Below are 17,513 nucleotides of genomic sequence, written 5' to 3'. Positions count from 1 at the left end.
TCTTCCTCTTCTGACCCACTGAACGGACCTGCTGTGAACGACGACTACCTGCCCTACCGCGACTCCACCCAACCTGTGGGGGTGCGAGTACGAGACCTCCTCGAGCGCATGACACTCGAAGAGAAAGCGGCCCAGACGGCATCACCTTTCGGCACGGCTGTCGATGCACACACCCCGCCTGCGACAGGCTGGGGTACTGCAACCGCCGCCATCGCTGCATTGAACTTGCCGCCCCGGGAGGCGGCGGCGCGCGTGAACGAACTGCAGCGCAAGCACATCGAGGACACGCGCCTCGGTATCCCCGTCCTTCTCGCGGAGGAGGCGCTCCTCGGTTTCAAAGTCCAGGGCGCGACCACCTTCCCGGACGCCATCGCTCAGGCAGCGACGTGGGATCCGGAACTCATCAGGGAGATGGGTGCGGAGATCGGGGCTCAGATGGCAGCCCTCGGCGCGAGGATGGCGCTGTCTCCGCTCGCAGACGTCGCTCGCGACCCGCGATGGGGACGAGTCGGCGAGACCTACGGTGAGGACCCCTACCTCGTCGGCTCGACGGCATCGGCCTTCGTTCGGGGGCTGCAGAACGCGGTCCCGGGAAGTCCGATCATCGCGGCGCTCAAGCATTTTGTCGCTTATGGGGCGAGCGACGGCGGACGCAACACCGAGCCCGCTCAGGTGGGAGACCGACTCCTGCGCGAGTTCTACGGTGTTCCGTTCGAAATGGCGATCCGCGATGGGGGCGCCGATGGAATCATGCCGTCCTACAACGACCTCGATGGCGTGCCCGTCACCGGGTCCCCGGAACTCCTCGACGGCCTCCTCCGCCAGGACTATGGCTTCGACGGAGTAGTCATTTCCGACCTCGACGCCATCGGGCAGCTCCATACCAAGCATGGCGTGAGCGATTCGCTGGTGGCCTCGTTTGCTGACGCCATTCGCGCAGGCGTGGATATCGACCTCGACAACCGCGTCTCCACCGACCGCATTGTGGAGGCCGTCGAGACGGGACTGCTCACCGAAGGCGAGCTGGACCGGGCCGTCGGGGCAATCCTCCGGGCAAAGTTCCGCCTGGGCCTCTTCGAGAGCCCCTACGTGGATATCGATTCGGTCCCGGAGACTCTCGACTCTTCCGCTGCACGGGGGCTGGCGCGGCGGGTCGCCGAACGCTCGGTGGTCCTGCTCAAGAACGACGCGGTCAACGGCACCCCGCTTCTCCCGCTGACGAGGACGCCTGACACCATCGCCGTCATCGGGCCGAACGCGGACCGGCCCATGGGTCAGCTCGGGCACTACGCCTACCAGGTCCTCGACAGCATGACGAAGCGGTTCGCCCTCGCGGCGAACCCGCAGGCTCGTCTCGAAGATGTCGAGGAGCTGCGTGGCAAGACCGGCGCCGACGACGCCGATCTCCTCGTGGACACCGTGCCGCTCGTCACCTTCCTCCAGGGAATCCGCGAGCGCGCTGGTGACGCGGCAACCGTGTTGCACGAAGTGGGGTGCCCGGTCGAGCGCATGGACCGCTCAGACATCCCGGCCGCCGTCGACGCAGCCCGACGCTCCGATCTCGCCGTCCTTGTTGTCGGAGACCAGGCTGGCATCAACGGCTTCGGGACAGTCGGAGAGGGACTCGACAGCGCTACATGCGAGCTACCGGGCGTGCAGCGCGAGCTGGTGGAAGCAGTCCTGGACACGGGCACACCGACCATCGTCGTGCTCAGCCATGCGCGCCCGTACGTGCTGGGCTGGCTCGCAGACCGTGCTCCGGCAATCGTCTCTGCCTGGCTCGGCGGAGAGGAAGCCGGAGCCGCGACCGCCGCCGTGCTCTTCGGCGACGTGAACCCGGCAGGCAGGCTCCCTATCGCCATGCTGGAGAATGTTGGCTCCGCGCCCGTTCCCTACTGGAGGACGCTGCAGAGCAACGACAGCTATGTCGACGGCTCGGCACGCGCGGTGTTCCCCTTTGGACACGGACTCAGCTACAGCCAGTTCGAATACCGTAATCTCGCATTCCAGGCACCCCAAGTCGGAACCGACGGCGTGATCCGCTGCACATTCACCGTTTCGAACACGAGCGACCGAGACGGCGACGAAGTCGTTCAGGTGTACGGTCGCGACCTGGTGGCGCGAGTCGTTCGTCGATCTCGCGTGCTGCTGGGTTTCCAGCGAGTCTTCCTCCGCGCGGGTGAAGAGCGACAGGTGCTGGTCGAGATCCCCTCGGAGATGTTCGCGTTGTGGGACCGCCGGGAAGGCTGGGTGGTCGAACCGGGAGCCCTCCGCCTCTTCATCGGCGGGTCGTCCGCATCCACGCCCCTGAAGGGCAGTGTCGAGCTGAGTGGCGAAGTTCACCATTGCTCTCGTAACCGAGCGCTCTGGAGCACCGTCACTGTGGATGGCGAGCTGACCGATGTCGTCGAGGTTGCGCGCGTGGAGGTGGCGGTTCCGGCGTTGACCTCCGCGAGCACCATCGGGGACTGGTTGAGTCACCCCCGGGGACGGGCAGTGTTGTCTGACGCCCTGAACGGCGCCGACGAAGAGACACTGGCGCAGGCCATCGGTCTCACGCTCGATCAACTCGTGATGTACAGCCAAGGCGCTCTGCCAGCCGATCTGCCGCAGACGCTCCTGACGCAGGTCACCGAGGTCTAAACCGCACAGAGGAAGGGCTGGGAGATCAAGGCGATCTCCCAGCCCTTCCGACGTCAGCGCGCCGTGCTACCTCCGTCGACCACCGAGACGGATGACTTCATGGTGTCAAGCTCGTCGAGGGTGAAGACCTCCGGCCCGTCGAGAAGCGCCCGCACGATCTCGTGGGCGCTGAAGCGCACATCGATGTCGATTGTGGTCAGCGACGGTTCAGTCACCCCTGACGCAATCGTGTTGTCCACCCCGATGACTCCGATATCGTCCGGCACGTTGCGCCCGGCGCGAATGGCTGCCGACATGACGGCAAGCGCGACATCATCGTTGTACGCTGCAATACCGACGCTCTGCCCCCGCAGCATCTCGGCCGTCTGCTGACTACTGCCCCGCTCGAGGGAAAGGCGGATGGTCGGCAACACCGCGACGCCCGCCCGCTGACATTCCTCCAGTGCTCCTCGCTCACGGGCCGTCGCGTAAGGCTGCTCGCGCAGCGCCTCGGGAGTTGCGATAGCCACGGCTGTGTAGCCCCGTTCGATGAGGTGACGTGCTTGCATCGCGCCGATTTCACGGTCGATGGCTTCCTGGTACTCGCGCGGCGGGTCAACTACCGCCACGTTCGCTTCGTCCAGGCGAGCGCGCTGGGTTGGCGCCAGCGGCGCCACGCTCCATAGCCCCGCGGGCCGTAACGCAAGGACGGCTTCGTCGATCTGCGCGTCGCCGGAGGACAACCTGATGAGGTTAGTGCGGCCCGCTTGTGCGAGTTCGTCAGTGACCCTGTCGATGAGTTCCCGCAGGCGCGGACCGAGCGAGATATTGGGCAGGAGCGTGATGACGATGTCGCTGGTCCCCCTGGCGAGGGCTCGACCTGCTATGGAAGGTCGATACCCGAGCTCGCGCGCGACTGACTGCACGCGGTCGACCATGTCCGGGCGAAACCGGTGTCCGTGGCCGTTCAGAATCTGGCTCACGGTCGACCTAGAGACCCCTGCTCTCGCAGCCACGTCCGCACTGTTGGTCATGTCGGTCTCCTTCTGGCGCCTTCGCCAGTTTACGAGAAAATCTCCACGCGTCATTGTCGCGTGTCAACATCCTAGCCCCGTCACCGCCCCGGTTCCGAAGCAGCCGTCACGGAATCGTCGAGGCTCCTCCCCAGACGCCTTTCGGGCGCGTGGAATTATCGGCTTTGACACGCGTCAATGTTCATGATTTGATGCACATGAGGCCTCTCGGCCTCGCACCAGATTGAGGACGACGATGACTTTGATGCGCCCCACCGCTGCGCGGTCCGACACACTGTTGTCCACGTGGCGTGTTACTTCGGACGATGGGACCGAGGCGACCGTCCGCCTCCCCGATGATGCGATGCTGCGAGCTGGGCGTGACCCAGAGGCGAGCGGCGGCGCCGAGACCGGCTGGTTCCGCGGGGGCGACTACGACTACGTGACACAGTGGAGCGCCCCGCACGGAGACGGGGATGTCGTGCTCGTCTTCGAAGGCGTCCAAGGTGACGCAGATGTCACGGTCAACGGCGAGAAGGTCGGGACCGTGCGGAGCGGGTACACCGAGACAGAGCTGAATATCACGGACGTCGTGAGACGCGGCGAGGTCAATGACATTCGCGTCATCGTCCACCATCGCGATCAGCCCGCAGAGCGATGGTATCCGGGCTCCGGACTGTACAGGCCCGTCCACGTGATCACTCGACCGCTGACACACTTCGGCCCCGACTCCGTGCGAGTAACGACCACCGAGATCGAGAGCGCACGCGCCGGTGTGCGCGTTGATGTGCGCATGTCCGGGGAGGCGCCGGCGTCCACCCGCGTGACCGCTCGACTGAGCGCGAACGGCGAGACCGTCGCGCAGGGGCTGTTTCACGGCGCGTCCGGCACTATTCATCTCGACGTCACTGATCCCCGCCCGTGGAGCGCAGACACGCCCTTCCGCTACGAGCTACTCGTGAGCGCAGAGTCAGCCGACGACGTTCTCGACGAGTGGAGAGGCAGAGTCGGGCTTCGAACGGTGAGTGTCGACGCTCAGCAGGGGCTTCGCATCAACGGCAAGCGAGTCCTCCTCGCCGGAGCCTGCATCCACCACGACAACGGCCTCCTCGGTGCGGCGACCCATCGCGCAGCTGAGTACCGGCGGATCCGTATCCTCAAAGACGCGGGATTCAACGCGATTCGTAGCGCCCACAATCCGCTATCGCGGGATCTGCTCGACGCGTGCGATGAACTCGGGATGTACGTGTTGGACGAGCTCGCCGACTACTGGTTCGTGCGTAAGTCACGGTTCGACCACTCGGACCGATTCCGTGACACATGGCGCCACGATGCTGACGCGCTCATTGCGAAAGACCGCAACTACGCCAGCGTCATCATGTACGCCTCTGGTAACGAGATCCCGGAGACAGCCACCGCCGCGGGCGTTGAGCTGTCGCGCGAGATCACGGAGTACTTCCACACCGCTGACCCCACCAGGCCGGTCACCGTAGCCATCAATCTCTTCCTGAACGCGATGGTTTCGATGAACGCGTCGCCCTACAGCGCGAAGGGAGATCGCTCCGAGGAGGCGATGGCGGGAAGCACCGAAGCGAATGTGATGATCAATCACATCGGGCGGATGATGAGCGTCGTCTCCCGCCTCCCACGCGCAGACCGCGCCTCCCGCGACGCGTTCGCCACGGTCGACGTCGCCGGATACAACTACGGGATCGCACGCTACAAAGGCGATGCGCAACGCTACCCGCACCGCGTCATCTTGGGCTCAGAGACACTACCCAGTGATGTTGCGAAGGCGTGGCGCCTTGCTCAGGAGATCCCCGCGGTGATCGGCGACTTCGTGTGGGCGGGCTGGGAGTATCTCGGCGAGGCCGGAGTGGCCGTGTGGGTGCCAGGGAAGAAGGCCGGACTGGCGAAACCGTACCCGTATGTTGTCGCGGGCCCCGGGATGTTCGATCTCACTGGTCGGCCCGACGCGTCTCTTCGCCTCGCTCAGGCGGCTTGGGGTGTGCTGGACGCGCCCGTCATCACTGTTCGCCCACTCGACCGCGCCGGCCAACCCTACGTCCGGTCAGCGTGGCGTGTCACGGACGCGGTGGAAAGCTGGGCATGGCGCGGCAGCGAAGGAAAGCGCGCGGAGATCACGGTGTACAGCACCGCCGACGAGATCGAGCTGGTGGTGGGTGATCGCTCTATCGGGCGTCGGCGTGCCGGACGGAACACAGAGTTCCGCTTCTCGTTCACTACTCGGTGGGAGAGCGGAACCGTGCGCGCTATCGCTTACCGGGATGGCATAGAGGTCAGCCGCACTGAGCTGAGTTCTGCGTCCGACGTGAGCGTGCAGTTGCGTCCCGAAGCAGACACGCTTCTCGCCGACGGCGACGACCTCGCCTTCGTGCACGTTGAGCTGGCCGACGCGGACGGTGTCGTCGAGATGCTCGACGATGACCACGTTGACCTCGAAGTCAGCGGACCTGCCGAACTCGTCGGGTTTGGCACTGCGAATCCGGCGCCCGTGGACTCGTTCCTCTCGGCGCGCACGACGACCTACCGAGGGCGGGCGCTTGCAATTGTTCGCTCGACCGGGGAGACGGGCGAGGTGCGAATCACCGCGCGCTCTCGCCACCACGGGGAGACGACCGCCCCCCTGCGGGCCATCTCATCCGACGCATCTGTCAGCCACGAGGCGCCACGCCTCGCGTGACCCACAACCCAGGAGAAACCATGTCTGATTCCACCCCGGACATCCCGCTGGATGACAAGCTCGCGCTACTGTCAGGCGCCACGTTCTGGGAGACCCACTCGGTGCCTTCCGCCGGCATCCGGCCACTCTTCCTCGCTGACGGCCCGTACGGGTTGCGACACCAGTCCGGTCAGCACGACAATCTGGCGATCTTCGCCAGTGATCCCGCCACCTGTTTCCCTCCTGGGGTGGCCGTCGGCTCCAGCTGGGACCCGGAGCTGGCTGCACGCGTCGGCACCGCGGTCGGTCGCGAGGCCGTCGCGCAGGGCGTGGATGTCGTGCTCGGACCTGGGGTGAACATCAAGCGCACCCCATTGTGCGGGCGGAACTTCGAGTACTACTCAGAGGATCCTCTCATCTCTGGGGTCCTCGGCGCTGCGTACACCACGGCGCTACAAGCCGAGGGCCCGTCGGTGTCCGTCAAGCACTTTGCGGCGAACAATCAAGAAACAAACCGGCAGACCATCAGCTCGGACGTTGACGAGCGGACGCTGCGCGAGATCTACCTCCCCGCTTTCGAGCGCGTGGTGCGGGAAGCTCGGCCGGGCTCGGTGATGGCGTCGTACAACAAGATCAACGGTGTTCACGCCTGGGCGAACCCGTGGCTGTTGACTCAGGTACTGCGCGACGAGTGGGGCTTTGACGGCGTCGTCGTCTCGGACTGGAGCTCCGTCACCGACCCGGTCGCCGCCGTGCAGGCGGGCCTCGACCTCGCCATGCCCGCCGAACCCGAGCACATCGAGCAGTTGCGTGCGGCGGCAGAATCCGGCGCGCTCAGCATGGAGAGCGTCGATGCTGCCGTCGCTCTCGTGACCGCTCTGGCGGCCCGACCGCGCCCCGAGCGAGTCGAGATCGACGTGGACGTCCACCATGCCCTCGCGCAGGACGTGGCTGAAGGCTGCCCGGTACTTCTCCGTAACGAGCACGACGTCCTGCCGCTTCCCAAGGGAGTGGACGTCGCTGTCATCGGACTTCTCGCGACCGAGCCCCGTTTCCAGGGCGGTGGGAGCGCGAACGTCAACGCCACGAAAATTGATGAGCCTCTCGCCGAGCTGCGAACGCTGCTCGAGCGTGAGGGATCGACCGTCACCTACGCAGCCGGCTATAGCCTCATCGGTAGCCCGGACGCCGAGTCTCTTGCAGACGAGGCCATCGCCGTCGCGCGTCGCGCTGATGTCGCGGTGGTTTTCGCGGGCCTTGGAGAGGAACAGGAGTCCGAGGGCTTCGACAGGAACACGCTGGACCTCCCCGCAGATCAGATCCACCTGATCCGCCGGGTCGCCGCCTCTGCTGCGCGCACGGTCGTCGTACTGTCCCACGGAGGTGTCGTAAGCCTGGAGGGCTGGCACGACGACGTCGATGCGATCCTCGATGCTTTCGTTCTCGGCCAGGGCGGCGGACGCGCCATTGCTCGCATCCTTTCGGGAGCGGTCAACCCATCCGGACGGCTGGCGGAGACGATTCCGCTGCGCCTCGAGGATCACCCGTCGTGGGTGAACTTCCCCGGGGAACAGGGCCACGTTCGGTACGGCGAAGGTGTGCTCGTTGGATACCGCTACTTCTCCAGTTCGGGGACGCCGGTGCGCTACCCGTTCGGGTACGGGCTCTCCTACAGCTCGTTCGATTCTTCGCTCGACTCCGTCGAGGTGACGGGACCCGACTCCGCGTCCGTCACTGTGAGCGTCCGCAACACGGGCGAGCGGGCTGGCGCGCACGTGGTGCAGGTGTACGTCTCCACCGATGCGGGTGACGTGCGTCGGCCCAGGCGCGAGTTGCGGGCTTTCGAGAAGGTCACTCTCGATCCTGGAGAGTCGCGGGAAGTGCGGTTCGAACTCGATAGGCGCAGTTTCGCCTACTGGGACGTGGAGCGCGCCGACTGGAGTGTGAAGGAGGGCGAATATCGCGTGCAGCTTGCAGACGACGCATCCAGTGTCCGTGGAGAAGTAGCGATTGAGCTTGAAGGCGATAAGTCCGCAAGCGCAGTCACGCTCGACAGCGCGATTGCCGCATGGCTGGACCACCCCTCCATCGGGGGAGAGACCAACCAGACCCTGGGGTTCGCGTCCGTAGAAGTGCCCGCTGAACAGATGGCTCAGGTGCGCTCTATGACGATGCGGCAGTTCGTCCGCATCTCGGGCCTGCCCGTGCCGCTCGAGGCGCTGCAGCTGCTCGCCGACCGTACACACTGATCATCGGAGTTGACATGCAGATCGAAGGAAAAGTATTCGCCGTAACCGGGGCTGGAAACGGCATGGGACGCGAGATCGCACTCGAGCTGGTACGAAAAGGCGCGCGTGTCGCGGCTATCGACCGTGACGAAGAGGCACTCGCCCACACTGCGGCATTGGCAATCGTGCCCAACCGCGTCAGCATCCACCAGGGCGACGTCACCGACGCCGCCGGCGCCACCAAACTGCCCGGCGCCATCGAAGCCGTACACGGTCACGTGGATGGCCTGGTCAACATTGCCGGAATCATTCACCGTTTCGCGCACTCCTCCGACCTCACCCAGGAGGAGCACGAGCGCGTATTCGCAGTGAACTACTGGGGCACCGTCAACATGTGCCGCGCGTTCCTACCCACGCTCCGACAGCGGCCGGAAGCCTCGCTGACGAACATGTCCAGCTTGTCCGCTCTCGTCGCCTTTGCAGGTCAGACGTTCTACGGGGCGAGCAAGGGCGCCGTCAAACAGTACACCGAGGGCTTGTATCAGGAGCTCCTCGGCGAGAACGTGCAGGTGAGCGCCATCTACCCCGGGAACATCTCGACCGAGATCAGCAAGAACTCCGGCGTAGCGATGCTTGATGCGGGATCGAAGAAGGTTCGAGCTACGACACCACGAGATGCAGGCGTCGCCATTGTCCGCGGCATCGAGCGCGGTTCATTCCGAATCGTGGTCGGCGATGACGCGAAGGCCCTCGACCGGTTGGTGAGGTTGGCCCCGCGTTGGACCACGAACCTCATCGCCAAGCAGATGGCGTCAGTGCTGTGAGCAGAACGAAGGATGGTTCCGACATGTCAGATTTCCCCGAGAACTTTCTCTGGGGCGCAGCCACAGCCGCGCATCAGGTCGAAGGCAACAATCTCAACAACGACTGGTGGCGGCTCGAGCAGGTTGCCGCCGACTATGGTGTCCAGTCCAGCGGCGACGCGCTGGACAGCTATCACCGGTACCGCGAAGACATGCAGCTTCTGTCGGACCGCGGTTTCACCGCATACCGGTTCAGCCTCGAGTGGTCGCGCATCGAACCGCTCCCTGGCCAGTTCTCTCGCGCGGAGCTCGCTCACTATCGACGCATGATCCTCACCGCGCGCGAGCTGGGACTAGAGCCCATCGTCACTCTCCACCACTTCACCCACCCGCTGTGGTTCGAAGACCGCGGGGCATGGCTGGGGGAAAGCGCTGTCGACGCGTTCCAGCGATACGTCGAGCAGGCCTGCACGATTCTCGAGGACGTCGAGTGGGTCATCACCATCAACGAGCCCAACATCTTGGCCATCACTCATGGCGGCCAGCGACAGGTCGCGTTGGGAAACGAGTACCCGAAGAACGGTCTCCCTGATCAGGAGATCGGCGACGTGCTGATTGCGGCCCACCGTGCCGCGAAAGCCGTGGTCCTCCGTCTCACGAAGGCTCGAGTTGGCTGGACCATCGGCAACCAGGCGCTGACGTCGACGCCCGGCAACGAGGAGAAGTACGCCGAGGTGCAGTACCTCATCGAGGACAGGTACCTCGAGGTTTCTCGCGATGATGACTTCGTCGGGACACAGTCGTACACGAGCCAGCCTGTGGATGCAGACGGCATCGTTCCGCACCCGGCAGCCGACGATAACACTCTGATGGGCTGGGCGTACCGTCCCGACGCTCTCGGTATCGCCGTACGTCACGCTCGCGAGGTCATCGGCCCTGACGTGCCCATCCTCGTCACCGAAAACGGCATCGCCACCGCACACGATGACACCCGGATCGCCTACACATCGCAGGCGCTCGCAGACCTGTCGTCGGCCATCGCCGAGGGAATCGACGTACGCGGCTACCTCCACTGGAGCCTCCTCGACAACTTCGAGTGGGGCCACTGGGGTCCCACGTTCGGACTGGTCGCAGTAGACCGGGAGACCTTCGAGCGTCACCCGAAGCCGAGCCTGGACTGGCTCGGTGCTGTAGCCCGCGCAAACGCGCTCTGAGTGAGCGAAGAAGGCGGTCCCCGCGTTTCGCGTAGGACCGCCTTCTTTGATGTGCGGCGGTGATGCCGACGCGCCGTTACTCGTCTGCGATGAGTACTGGGTCGCCAGCCGTAACTCCACCAGGACCGTACGCGTCCACGGCGACCCAGTACTCTTCCCCGGCGTTGAGGGTAGAGAGGGTGAGCGACTCGGCCGCGAGTACCTGCCAGGAGTGATACAGCCGGTCCGGGCGCAAGCCATACCGGACGTTGTAGCCATCAGCCTCAGGCACAGCCTTCCAGGTCACTTCAGCGTCGAGAGGACCGGTCCGTCGCGCGGTCGCTTCAGCTTGAGGCGGTGCCGGCACCGTGTGGTGTCCGAACACTCGGACGCCGCTCAGCGCAAGAGGCGCGTTCCAGGGCGACGACACGCCCGTGATGCGCACGAAACGCACCTGTTCCGGGTGTTCCAGGACGAGGAGACGATGCGGGCGATCCGATGCATCGGTGCGTCCGTCGTGCAGCATCGACCAGGCTTCCCCGTCGACGGACGTCTCCAGGGTGTACCGCACCGGATGGTCCTGCGGATGCACGGCCCGCAATGCGACAGGCTGCTCGTCCGGACCGCGGCGGGGCCGGCGGGGCTTCCGACGAGCGAGCTGGTGGTCAGCAGTGTTGATTTGGATGGCATGCACCTCGCGCGATTGCTCGAGGTCGAGGGTGAGCGTCTCCCCTGGGCTCTCATCACCAGCCACCCACCAGGTGCGAACGTCTTCATCTACAGCCAGTTCTGGCCCATGGCCTGCAGTTGCAGAGCTCGCGGCCACACGCGCACGGTACGACTGCAACATCCATCCCGTACTCGCCGCCCATGGGTCGGCCGGACCATCGGGGACGGCCGTCGGGTAGTCGCCGAAGGTCTGATTGCAGAAGAGCACGCCGTCATCGTCGAACCCCGCGGGGAAGATACCCAGGCGGCGCTCAAACCGGTGATTGACGGAGATACGCATAGTGGCTGCGTGCCACCAGTTCCCGTACGCGTCCTGGAAGGTGCTGCCGTGGCCGGCGCCGGTGATGAATCCGCCGGGCTTGGACGAGAACGGGTTGTGCGGCGACGGAGTGAACGGTCCGAGGGCGGATGGAGCGGTGTAATAGCCGTCGGCGTACACGTTGTATTCGGTGCCCGGCCCTGCGTATTGGAAGTAGTACGTGTCTTTGTGGCGCGTCATCCACGCGCCTTCCAGATACGGAGACGGGCTGTGCGTACCGAAGGCTTTCGCACTGAACTTCTCGCCCAGCGTCACGGGAGGAGCCATCCGGTTGTTCTCGCCGTTTCGCTCCCAGCCGTACGCAGCGATGTCACCCGACAGGACGTCGACGGGTTCCCCGAGCGGGCGGAGAGAGTCCGGAGACACTTCGACGCCTCGCAACGGCTCTTTATTCGAGCACCCCCAATACAGGTACGTTCGAGAATCGAGGTCCTGGAACAGGTTCGGGTCCCACCACGCGAAGGCACTTTCGCTGATCTGCTCGAAGCCTTGGCCGAGAGGGTCGCGCGACCGGAAGACGGGACTACCGGGCTTCCGCCTCGACGCCGTGACGATGAGCGCCCCGTCGACTTCGCGGACGTCTGGCGCGTAGTCCCCTGCGGGCAGGTCAGGCGCGGCGGCGAAATGCCATTGACGCAAATCAGCCGAATGCCAGAACCCGCCACTCATCGACGCGAACATATAGAAGTGGTCCTGGAACCGCACCACCGAGGGGTCGGCCGCCTCCCGGAAGACCGCGCGCAACGGTCCGCGGGCAAAGTCCTGGTACCGGTACGCGAGATCGAGGGGGTTGCAGAAGACGTTGATGTCGCCTCGATTCGTCACAGCGCGGCCAACGTCTCACGGAGGTCTCGTTCGAGCTCCGGGGTGCTGTGCGGGACTGCCGCCAGCAGGATGTTGAGATTGACGTGCGCTGCGTCCGGCCCTGACGCATCGATGGGGAACGGAAGGTGCTTCTTGAAGACCTGAGTCAGCGCTCGCCACGCCGTGCGATCCTCAGCCAGGGTCTTCAGAGACGTATCGAACGTATAGTCCTCGTGCTCATCGACGCCGACGTCATAGGACCAGGTGTGCGTTCCCGCCCCCACCTCCAGTTCGAGACCATCCGGATGGTTGGGCAGCACGACCTCCGCAGAGGCTCCCTCGGGCACCGTCGCCGTCATCGAGACCTGTCCCTCGGTGATGTTCCATGCGATGCGGACCTCGCCGAGGACGGTGTCGTGCACGAGGAGTGCAGACGTGAGATCCCCACCTGGCTGCGGGGCGATACGCATACGACGGTATCCCGGCTCCACGGCCTCAAGACCGCCGATGACACGGTGCATCCAGTGTGCGATGGATCCTAGCGCGTAGTGGTTGAGAGAGGTCATACCGGTGGAGTTCAGAGTTCCGTCAGGACGGACCGCATCCCATCGCTCCCAGATGGTCGTTGCGCCCTGAGTCACCGGATAGAGGAAGGAGGGGCACTCCTTCTCCGTAAGGAGGAGGTAGGCGGTGTCAACGTGCCCGGTGTCGGAGAGCGCGTGTGCGACCAGAGGGGTTCCCACGAAACCCGTGGACACGGTGTAGCCACTCTTGGTAACGAGCTGCGCTAGCCGCTCACCGGCACGCACTCGCTGCTCGGTGTCCAGCAGGTCGTAGCAGATTGCGAGCGCGTAGGCCGTCGCCGAGTCGCTCACGAGGCGTCCAGACGGGGCCAGGTACTCGGTACGGAAGGCGGTGCGGGTGCGCTCGGCCAGTTCCGTGTACCGCGCTGTTTCGTCGACGAGTCCGAGTGCGCGCGCGGCATCCGCCATTTGTTGCGCCGTTTTCACGAAGCACGCTGAGGCCACCAGGTGCCGGTCCGTTTTGCCGCCGCTGGCATCGTCAGCCGGTGAATCCGGGTCAAGCCAGTCGCCAAACTGGAAGCCCGATCCCCACAGACCCGTCGGGTCGAGAAGAGCCTCGACCTGGTCCACGAAGGCTGTCATCGCCGGCCAGTTCTCGCGGAGGATTTCGACGTCACCGTACTCCCGGTAGAGGATCGACGGCAACCCGACGACTACATCGCTCCACAGCGCGGTCGGCGCTGAGGGCGTCGTCGATACGTCCGGCACGTAGAAGGGCACGTACCCTTTCTCACGTTGCTCCGCAGCCACGTCTTTCATCCAGGATCCGAGCACTTCGCGAACGTCGTACAGGAATGCGGCTGTCGGCGCGAAGGCATGGAGATCACCCGTCCACCCCAGTCGCTCGTCGCGCTGCGGACAATCGGTCGGAACACCGAGGAAGTTTCCACGCATGGACCAGACCACGTTCTGGTGCAGGCGGTTCAGCAGGCTATCCGAGGTATCCAGCCACCCGGTGCGGTCCATCTCGCTGTGGACGACCACCGCGGTCAGAGCGGTCGCGTCGAGCTCACCAGGCCAGCCCTCGACATCGACATATCGGAAACCGTGGAAGGTGAAGTCCGGCTCCCAGGTCTCCTCGTCGTCGCCCTTGAGCGTGTAGGTGTCGGTTGCTTTAGCGGTGCGAAGAGTCTCGTACTCTGGTTCGCCGTGCGCATTGAGAAGCTCAGCGTGGCGCAGAACCACGGTCTGCCCCTCTTCCCCGCTGACGCGAATGCGGACCCACCCGGTGAGAACCTGTCCGAAGTCCACGACCGTGCGACCACCCGGCGTGGAGATGATGGAGGCAACAGGCAGCTCCTCGGTGCGGCGGATGGGCGGTGGGCCGTCCGCCGTCACCACGGAGACGTCCTGCGGATGCACGGTCGCCGGCTCCCAAGCGGAGTCATCGAATCCGGGCAGATCCCATCCGGTCGACTGCAGCCGAGCGTCGTACACCTCACCGTCGTAGATACTCGCGGAGCGGACCGCGCCTTCACCGACGCGGAAGCTCTGATCCGTCGTGATCCTGTCGGTTCGGTCTTCGTACTCCAACACCAGCTCAGCCAACAGAGCGGGGCGGTCACTGTAGTGATGGCGCTTGAGTTCGAACCCCATTTTGCCCACCGCCCAACCTTCCGCGACTACCGCTCCGAGCGCGTTGTCACCCGGCGTGATGTGTTCGGTGACGTCGTACGTGGAAACGGCGATGCGGTGTTGGTACGCGGTCCATCCCGGCGCGAGGACATCCTCGCCCACCCGTCGTCCGTTCATGAAGCTGGTGACGATCCCGAGTGCGGTTACGCGCAACGTGGCCGAGCGCAGGCCCTCGCTCACCTGGAACTCTCGGCGGAAGTACGGCGCCGGATCCCCCTCCTCGCTTACTCTCGCTGCCGAGATGAACTGTGCCTCGGGAGAAAGGACGGGGTGGGTCGTGGTCATGTCGGGGCCCTTCTGTGCGCCTCGCCGTAGCGTGATCCCCGCGCGAACGACACGAGGACTCTGTCAGATAACCATGAATATTGACGCGCGTCAAACCTATGTCGCGTGGGCGCTGAGCTCGCTCGTGTTCTCCGAATCCGCGGGCAACGAGTGGCACGCATCCCCGGTCGCGGAAACAACCCCGGGACGCGTGTCACCCGACGATCACAGGAACGTCGCCCGTAACACCCTCACCCAGAATCGTGCGCAACCGATGTCGGCCCTCTCCGAATCGCCCCTCCCCATCTACGACAAGCGGGTCGAGGATCAAGGACAGCGTCAAACGCGCTTGCGCCGATCCTTCAAGAGCCCTGGCGCCGACGGTCGCCGAGTCGATGAACAGCGGGATGACGCCCTCGCCGCGAAGACTTCTCATATACGCTGCCGCATCGTCCACGGCCGCCTGGGCATCGATGTCTTGCACATACTGACAGGCAGGGTCATGTCGGTCGGTGCACTCCGCTCGACATCGATGGAGATCCCGCATGACGTCATTCACTGGCGACTCCCACCACGTGCGGAGCTGAGCGACGTCGACCAGCGCGAACTGGTGCGCCTCGTACTGCTTGTTCACGAGGATCTTCATCGACCGCTGAGCGTCACCGACCCCACCGTCATCCATCCACTCAGCGTAAGCGCCCGCGGCTTCATCCACCGCGCCGCGGGAGCGCAACAAACGGTTCCTTGAAATCCGTACGTCTGCTACATTTTCCCCAACCGTCAGCACAATGAGTGTGCCGGCGGCTCTCGATCCCACTCAAAGATGAGTCAGAAAGGATCTGCGACGCCCCGCAACGCACATTTTCGAGTTCCCTCCCTGTAGTTTCCCTACCGTGCGCGGACGCTGGTTTGCGCGCGGAGAACAAGAATCAGAGACTCATGAGAACACGCAAGACGCTCGCCCTCGTATCTACCCTCTTCCTTGGAGCATCCCTCATCACCTCCGCACCCGCCATGGCAGACAACACCAACGATTCCGGACCAACCATTCGAGAGCTTGCCGATCAAGCAGGCATCCTTTTCGGCTCTGGTTCGGTGAAGGCCTCAGAATCCACAACGGACGACCGCCCCGCCAACTACTTCACGGACCCCCGTTATGGGGCAACGCTGTCCGAGCAGTTCAACAGCCTGTCACCTGAGAACGAGTTCAAGTGGAACATGGTGCAGCCGGAGGAGGGCGTCTTCGACTTCGCAGGCCTCGACCGTCTCGTTGCCTTCGCGCAGGAGCATGACATGGAGGTCAAAGCTCACAGCGGCATCTCCCGGTCGTTCAACCCCGACTATCTGGTCGCCAAGACCGATCCGGCAGAGTTCCGGGCCGCTGTCGTCGAGCATTTCGAGACCATCATGCAGCGTTACAGCGGAAAGATGGATCGGTGGGACATCGTCACGGAGATGTTCACGACCTTCGGCGGCGAGGGCCTCGAACACAACCTGTTCTATGAGCGCATGGGCCCGGACTACGTCGCCGAAACGCTGCGCATCGCGCATGCCGCAGACCCGACGGCGAAGCTTTTCATCAACGAGAACATGGTCGAGTTCTATCCCGCCAAGCGGCAGGAGCTCTACGACCTTGTCGCAGGCATGGTCGCAGATGGCGTCCCCCTCGATGGCGTGGCGCTGCAGATGCATGAGACATATGTCGGCCCGACGCCTGGAGTGCTCACCGACATCATCAATGACTATCGCGCGCTCGGACTCGAGGTCACCATCGCCGAGCTCGATGTGCACACCTACGACCCCATCTCGCAGGCTCAGATCTACGGAGATGTCGTCGCTGAAGCACTCGCGGCTGGGGTGACCGACATCAGCGTGTGGGGGTTCACGGACAAGCACCTCTACACCTGGCTTCCCGGCGCGAAGCCGACGATGTTCGACGAGGAGTTCAATCCGAAGCCGGCCTTCGTAGCGGTTCGCGACGCCCTCAAGTCCTACATCCACAACGGCTCCGCACCCAGCGCGGCAGTTTTGTCGAGCACTGCAGGGTGGGCAACCGGGCTCCGCGATGGTAACTACAACATCGAGATGAACCTGTGGCATGGGACGCCCGGCAGCTACTACCGGCTCTACGAGAACGACGTTCTTGTAGACGGCCAGCAGCTGAATGCGGTGGATGTCACGTCCCAAACGGCATCAACGGAGTTCTCGGGCAAAGCGAACGGCACGTACACATACCGCGCCGAGCTCATCAACTCAGAAGGCGTCACCCACACGTCTTCTGTCACGGTGACCGTCACCGACGCCGCACCGGCACAGCCGGTGGTCAGCACGGACAACTGGGACCGAGATGGAGACTTCATCGCGACCGCGAACCTGTGGTGGGGAACCAACGCCACCTCATATGCGTTCTTCCTCGACGGTGTGGAGGTCGGGGCTGGCGACCTGAGCGCAGCGACCCCGAATGCGCAGACCGCAACGCTCACGTTGGAAGGTGTCGCCCGCGGAGCGCACACGCTGACAGCGACGTTCACGAACGCGAACGGCTCAACCTCATCTGAACCCGTCGTCGTGACGGTGGATTGATCAGCGGGGTGGGCGAGCAGGCTTCCTCTGTTCGCCCACCCCGTCCCGAACCG

General features: G+C 64.4%; 10 protein-coding genes. 7 read left to right on the top strand and 3 right to left on the bottom strand.

What is annotated here, in order from left to right; translation table 11 throughout:
* Positions 1–33: 33 nt before the first annotated feature.
* Complete coding sequence (locus RS83_RS11330; RefSeq protein ID WP_231587771.1) at positions 34–2,643, top strand: beta-glucosidase family protein; 2,610 nt, start codon at positions 34–36, stop codon at positions 2,641–2,643.
* Between the two features lie 53 nt (positions 2,644–2,696).
* On the opposite strand, the gene RS83_RS11325 is transcribed toward RS83_RS11330, so the two are convergent.
* Positions 2,697–3,656 (bottom strand): LacI family DNA-binding transcriptional regulator, encoded by a 960-nt coding sequence (locus RS83_RS11325; RefSeq protein ID WP_045279629.1) that lies wholly within the window; start codon positions 3,654–3,656, stop codon positions 2,697–2,699.
* 244 nt (positions 3,657–3,900) lie between these two features.
* On the opposite strand from RS83_RS11325, the gene RS83_RS11320 reads away from it, so the two are divergent.
* From RS83_RS11320 to RS83_RS11305, 4 genes are read left to right on the top strand one after another with little or no spacing between them, the layout of a single operon-like run.
* Positions 3,901–6,339 carry a glycoside hydrolase family 2 TIM barrel-domain containing protein gene (locus RS83_RS11320; RefSeq protein ID WP_156153184.1) on the top strand — a complete coding sequence of 813 codons (2,439 nt, stop codon included), beginning with the start codon at positions 3,901–3,903 and terminating at the stop codon, positions 6,337–6,339.
* 20 nt (positions 6,340–6,359) lie between these two features.
* Complete coding sequence (locus tag RS83_RS11315) at positions 6,360–8,567, top strand: glycoside hydrolase family 3 C-terminal domain-containing protein (protein WP_045279628.1); 2,208 nt, start codon at positions 6,360–6,362, stop codon at positions 8,565–8,567.
* 14 nt (positions 8,568–8,581) lie between these two features.
* A complete protein-coding gene (locus RS83_RS11310) occupies positions 8,582–9,370 on the top strand; it encodes an SDR family NAD(P)-dependent oxidoreductase (protein WP_045279627.1) in 789 nt (262 codons plus the stop codon).
* Complete coding sequence (locus RS83_RS11305; protein WP_331454297.1) at positions 9,325–10,563, top strand: glycoside hydrolase family 1 protein; 1,239 nt, start codon at positions 9,325–9,327, stop codon at positions 10,561–10,563. The genes RS83_RS11310 and RS83_RS11305 overlap by 46 nt, the downstream gene beginning before the upstream one ends.
* A gap of 76 nt (positions 10,564–10,639) precedes the next feature.
* On the opposite strand, the gene RS83_RS11300 is transcribed toward RS83_RS11305, so the two are convergent.
* Both RS83_RS11300 and RS83_RS11295 read right to left on the bottom strand, forming a co-directional pair.
* On the bottom strand, positions 10,640–12,415 hold the full coding sequence (locus RS83_RS11300; protein WP_052679081.1) for a family 43 glycosylhydrolase: 1,776 nt from the start codon (positions 12,413–12,415) through the stop codon (positions 10,640–10,642).
* On the bottom strand, positions 12,412–14,898 hold the full coding sequence (locus tag RS83_RS11295; protein ID WP_045279625.1) for an alpha-L-rhamnosidase: 2,487 nt from the start codon (positions 14,896–14,898) through the stop codon (positions 12,412–12,414). The genes RS83_RS11300 and RS83_RS11295 overlap by 4 nt, the downstream gene beginning before the upstream one ends.
* A gap of 73 nt (positions 14,899–14,971) precedes the next feature.
* On the opposite strand from RS83_RS11295, the gene RS83_RS18795 reads away from it, so the two are divergent.
* Together RS83_RS18795 and RS83_RS11285 are read left to right on the top strand one after the other, a co-directional pair.
* Positions 14,972–15,625: a hypothetical protein gene (locus tag RS83_RS18795; protein WP_156153183.1), complete on the top strand. Its 654-nt coding sequence runs from the start codon at positions 14,972–14,974 to the stop codon at positions 15,623–15,625.
* A gap of 161 nt (positions 15,626–15,786) precedes the next feature.
* Positions 15,787–17,460, top strand: coding sequence for an endo-1,4-beta-xylanase (locus tag RS83_RS11285; protein ID WP_231587770.1), 1,674 nt, complete (start codon positions 15,787–15,789; stop codon positions 17,458–17,460).
* Positions 17,461–17,513 lie beyond the last annotated feature (53 nt).

It is taken from the genome of Microbacterium oxydans, from assembly GCF_000956525.1.
Taxonomy (GTDB): Bacteria; Actinomycetota; Actinomycetes; order Actinomycetales; family Microbacteriaceae; genus Microbacterium; species Microbacterium oxydans_A.
Note: the sequence above shows the minus strand (reverse complement) of the source record. Positions and strands in the feature narration are given on the sequence as shown.

Coding starts and splice junctions, on each gene's coding strand:
- RS83_RS11325 (WP_045279629.1), bottom strand. CDS start 3,656: ATGACCAACAGTGCGGACGTGGCTGCGAGAGCAGGGGTCTCTAGGTCG.
- RS83_RS11320 (WP_156153184.1), top strand. CDS start 3,901: ATGCGCCCCACCGCTGCGCGGTCCGACACACTGTTGTCCACGTGGCGT.
- RS83_RS11315 (WP_045279628.1), top strand. CDS start 6,360: ATGTCTGATTCCACCCCGGACATCCCGCTGGATGACAAGCTCGCGCTA.
- RS83_RS11310 (WP_045279627.1), top strand. CDS start 8,582: ATGCAGATCGAAGGAAAAGTATTCGCCGTAACCGGGGCTGGAAACGGC.
- RS83_RS11295 (WP_045279625.1), bottom strand. CDS start 14,898: ATGACCACGACCCACCCCGTCCTTTCTCCCGAGGCACAGTTCATCTCG.
- RS83_RS18795 (WP_156153183.1), top strand. CDS start 14,972: ATGAATATTGACGCGCGTCAAACCTATGTCGCGTGGGCGCTGAGCTCG.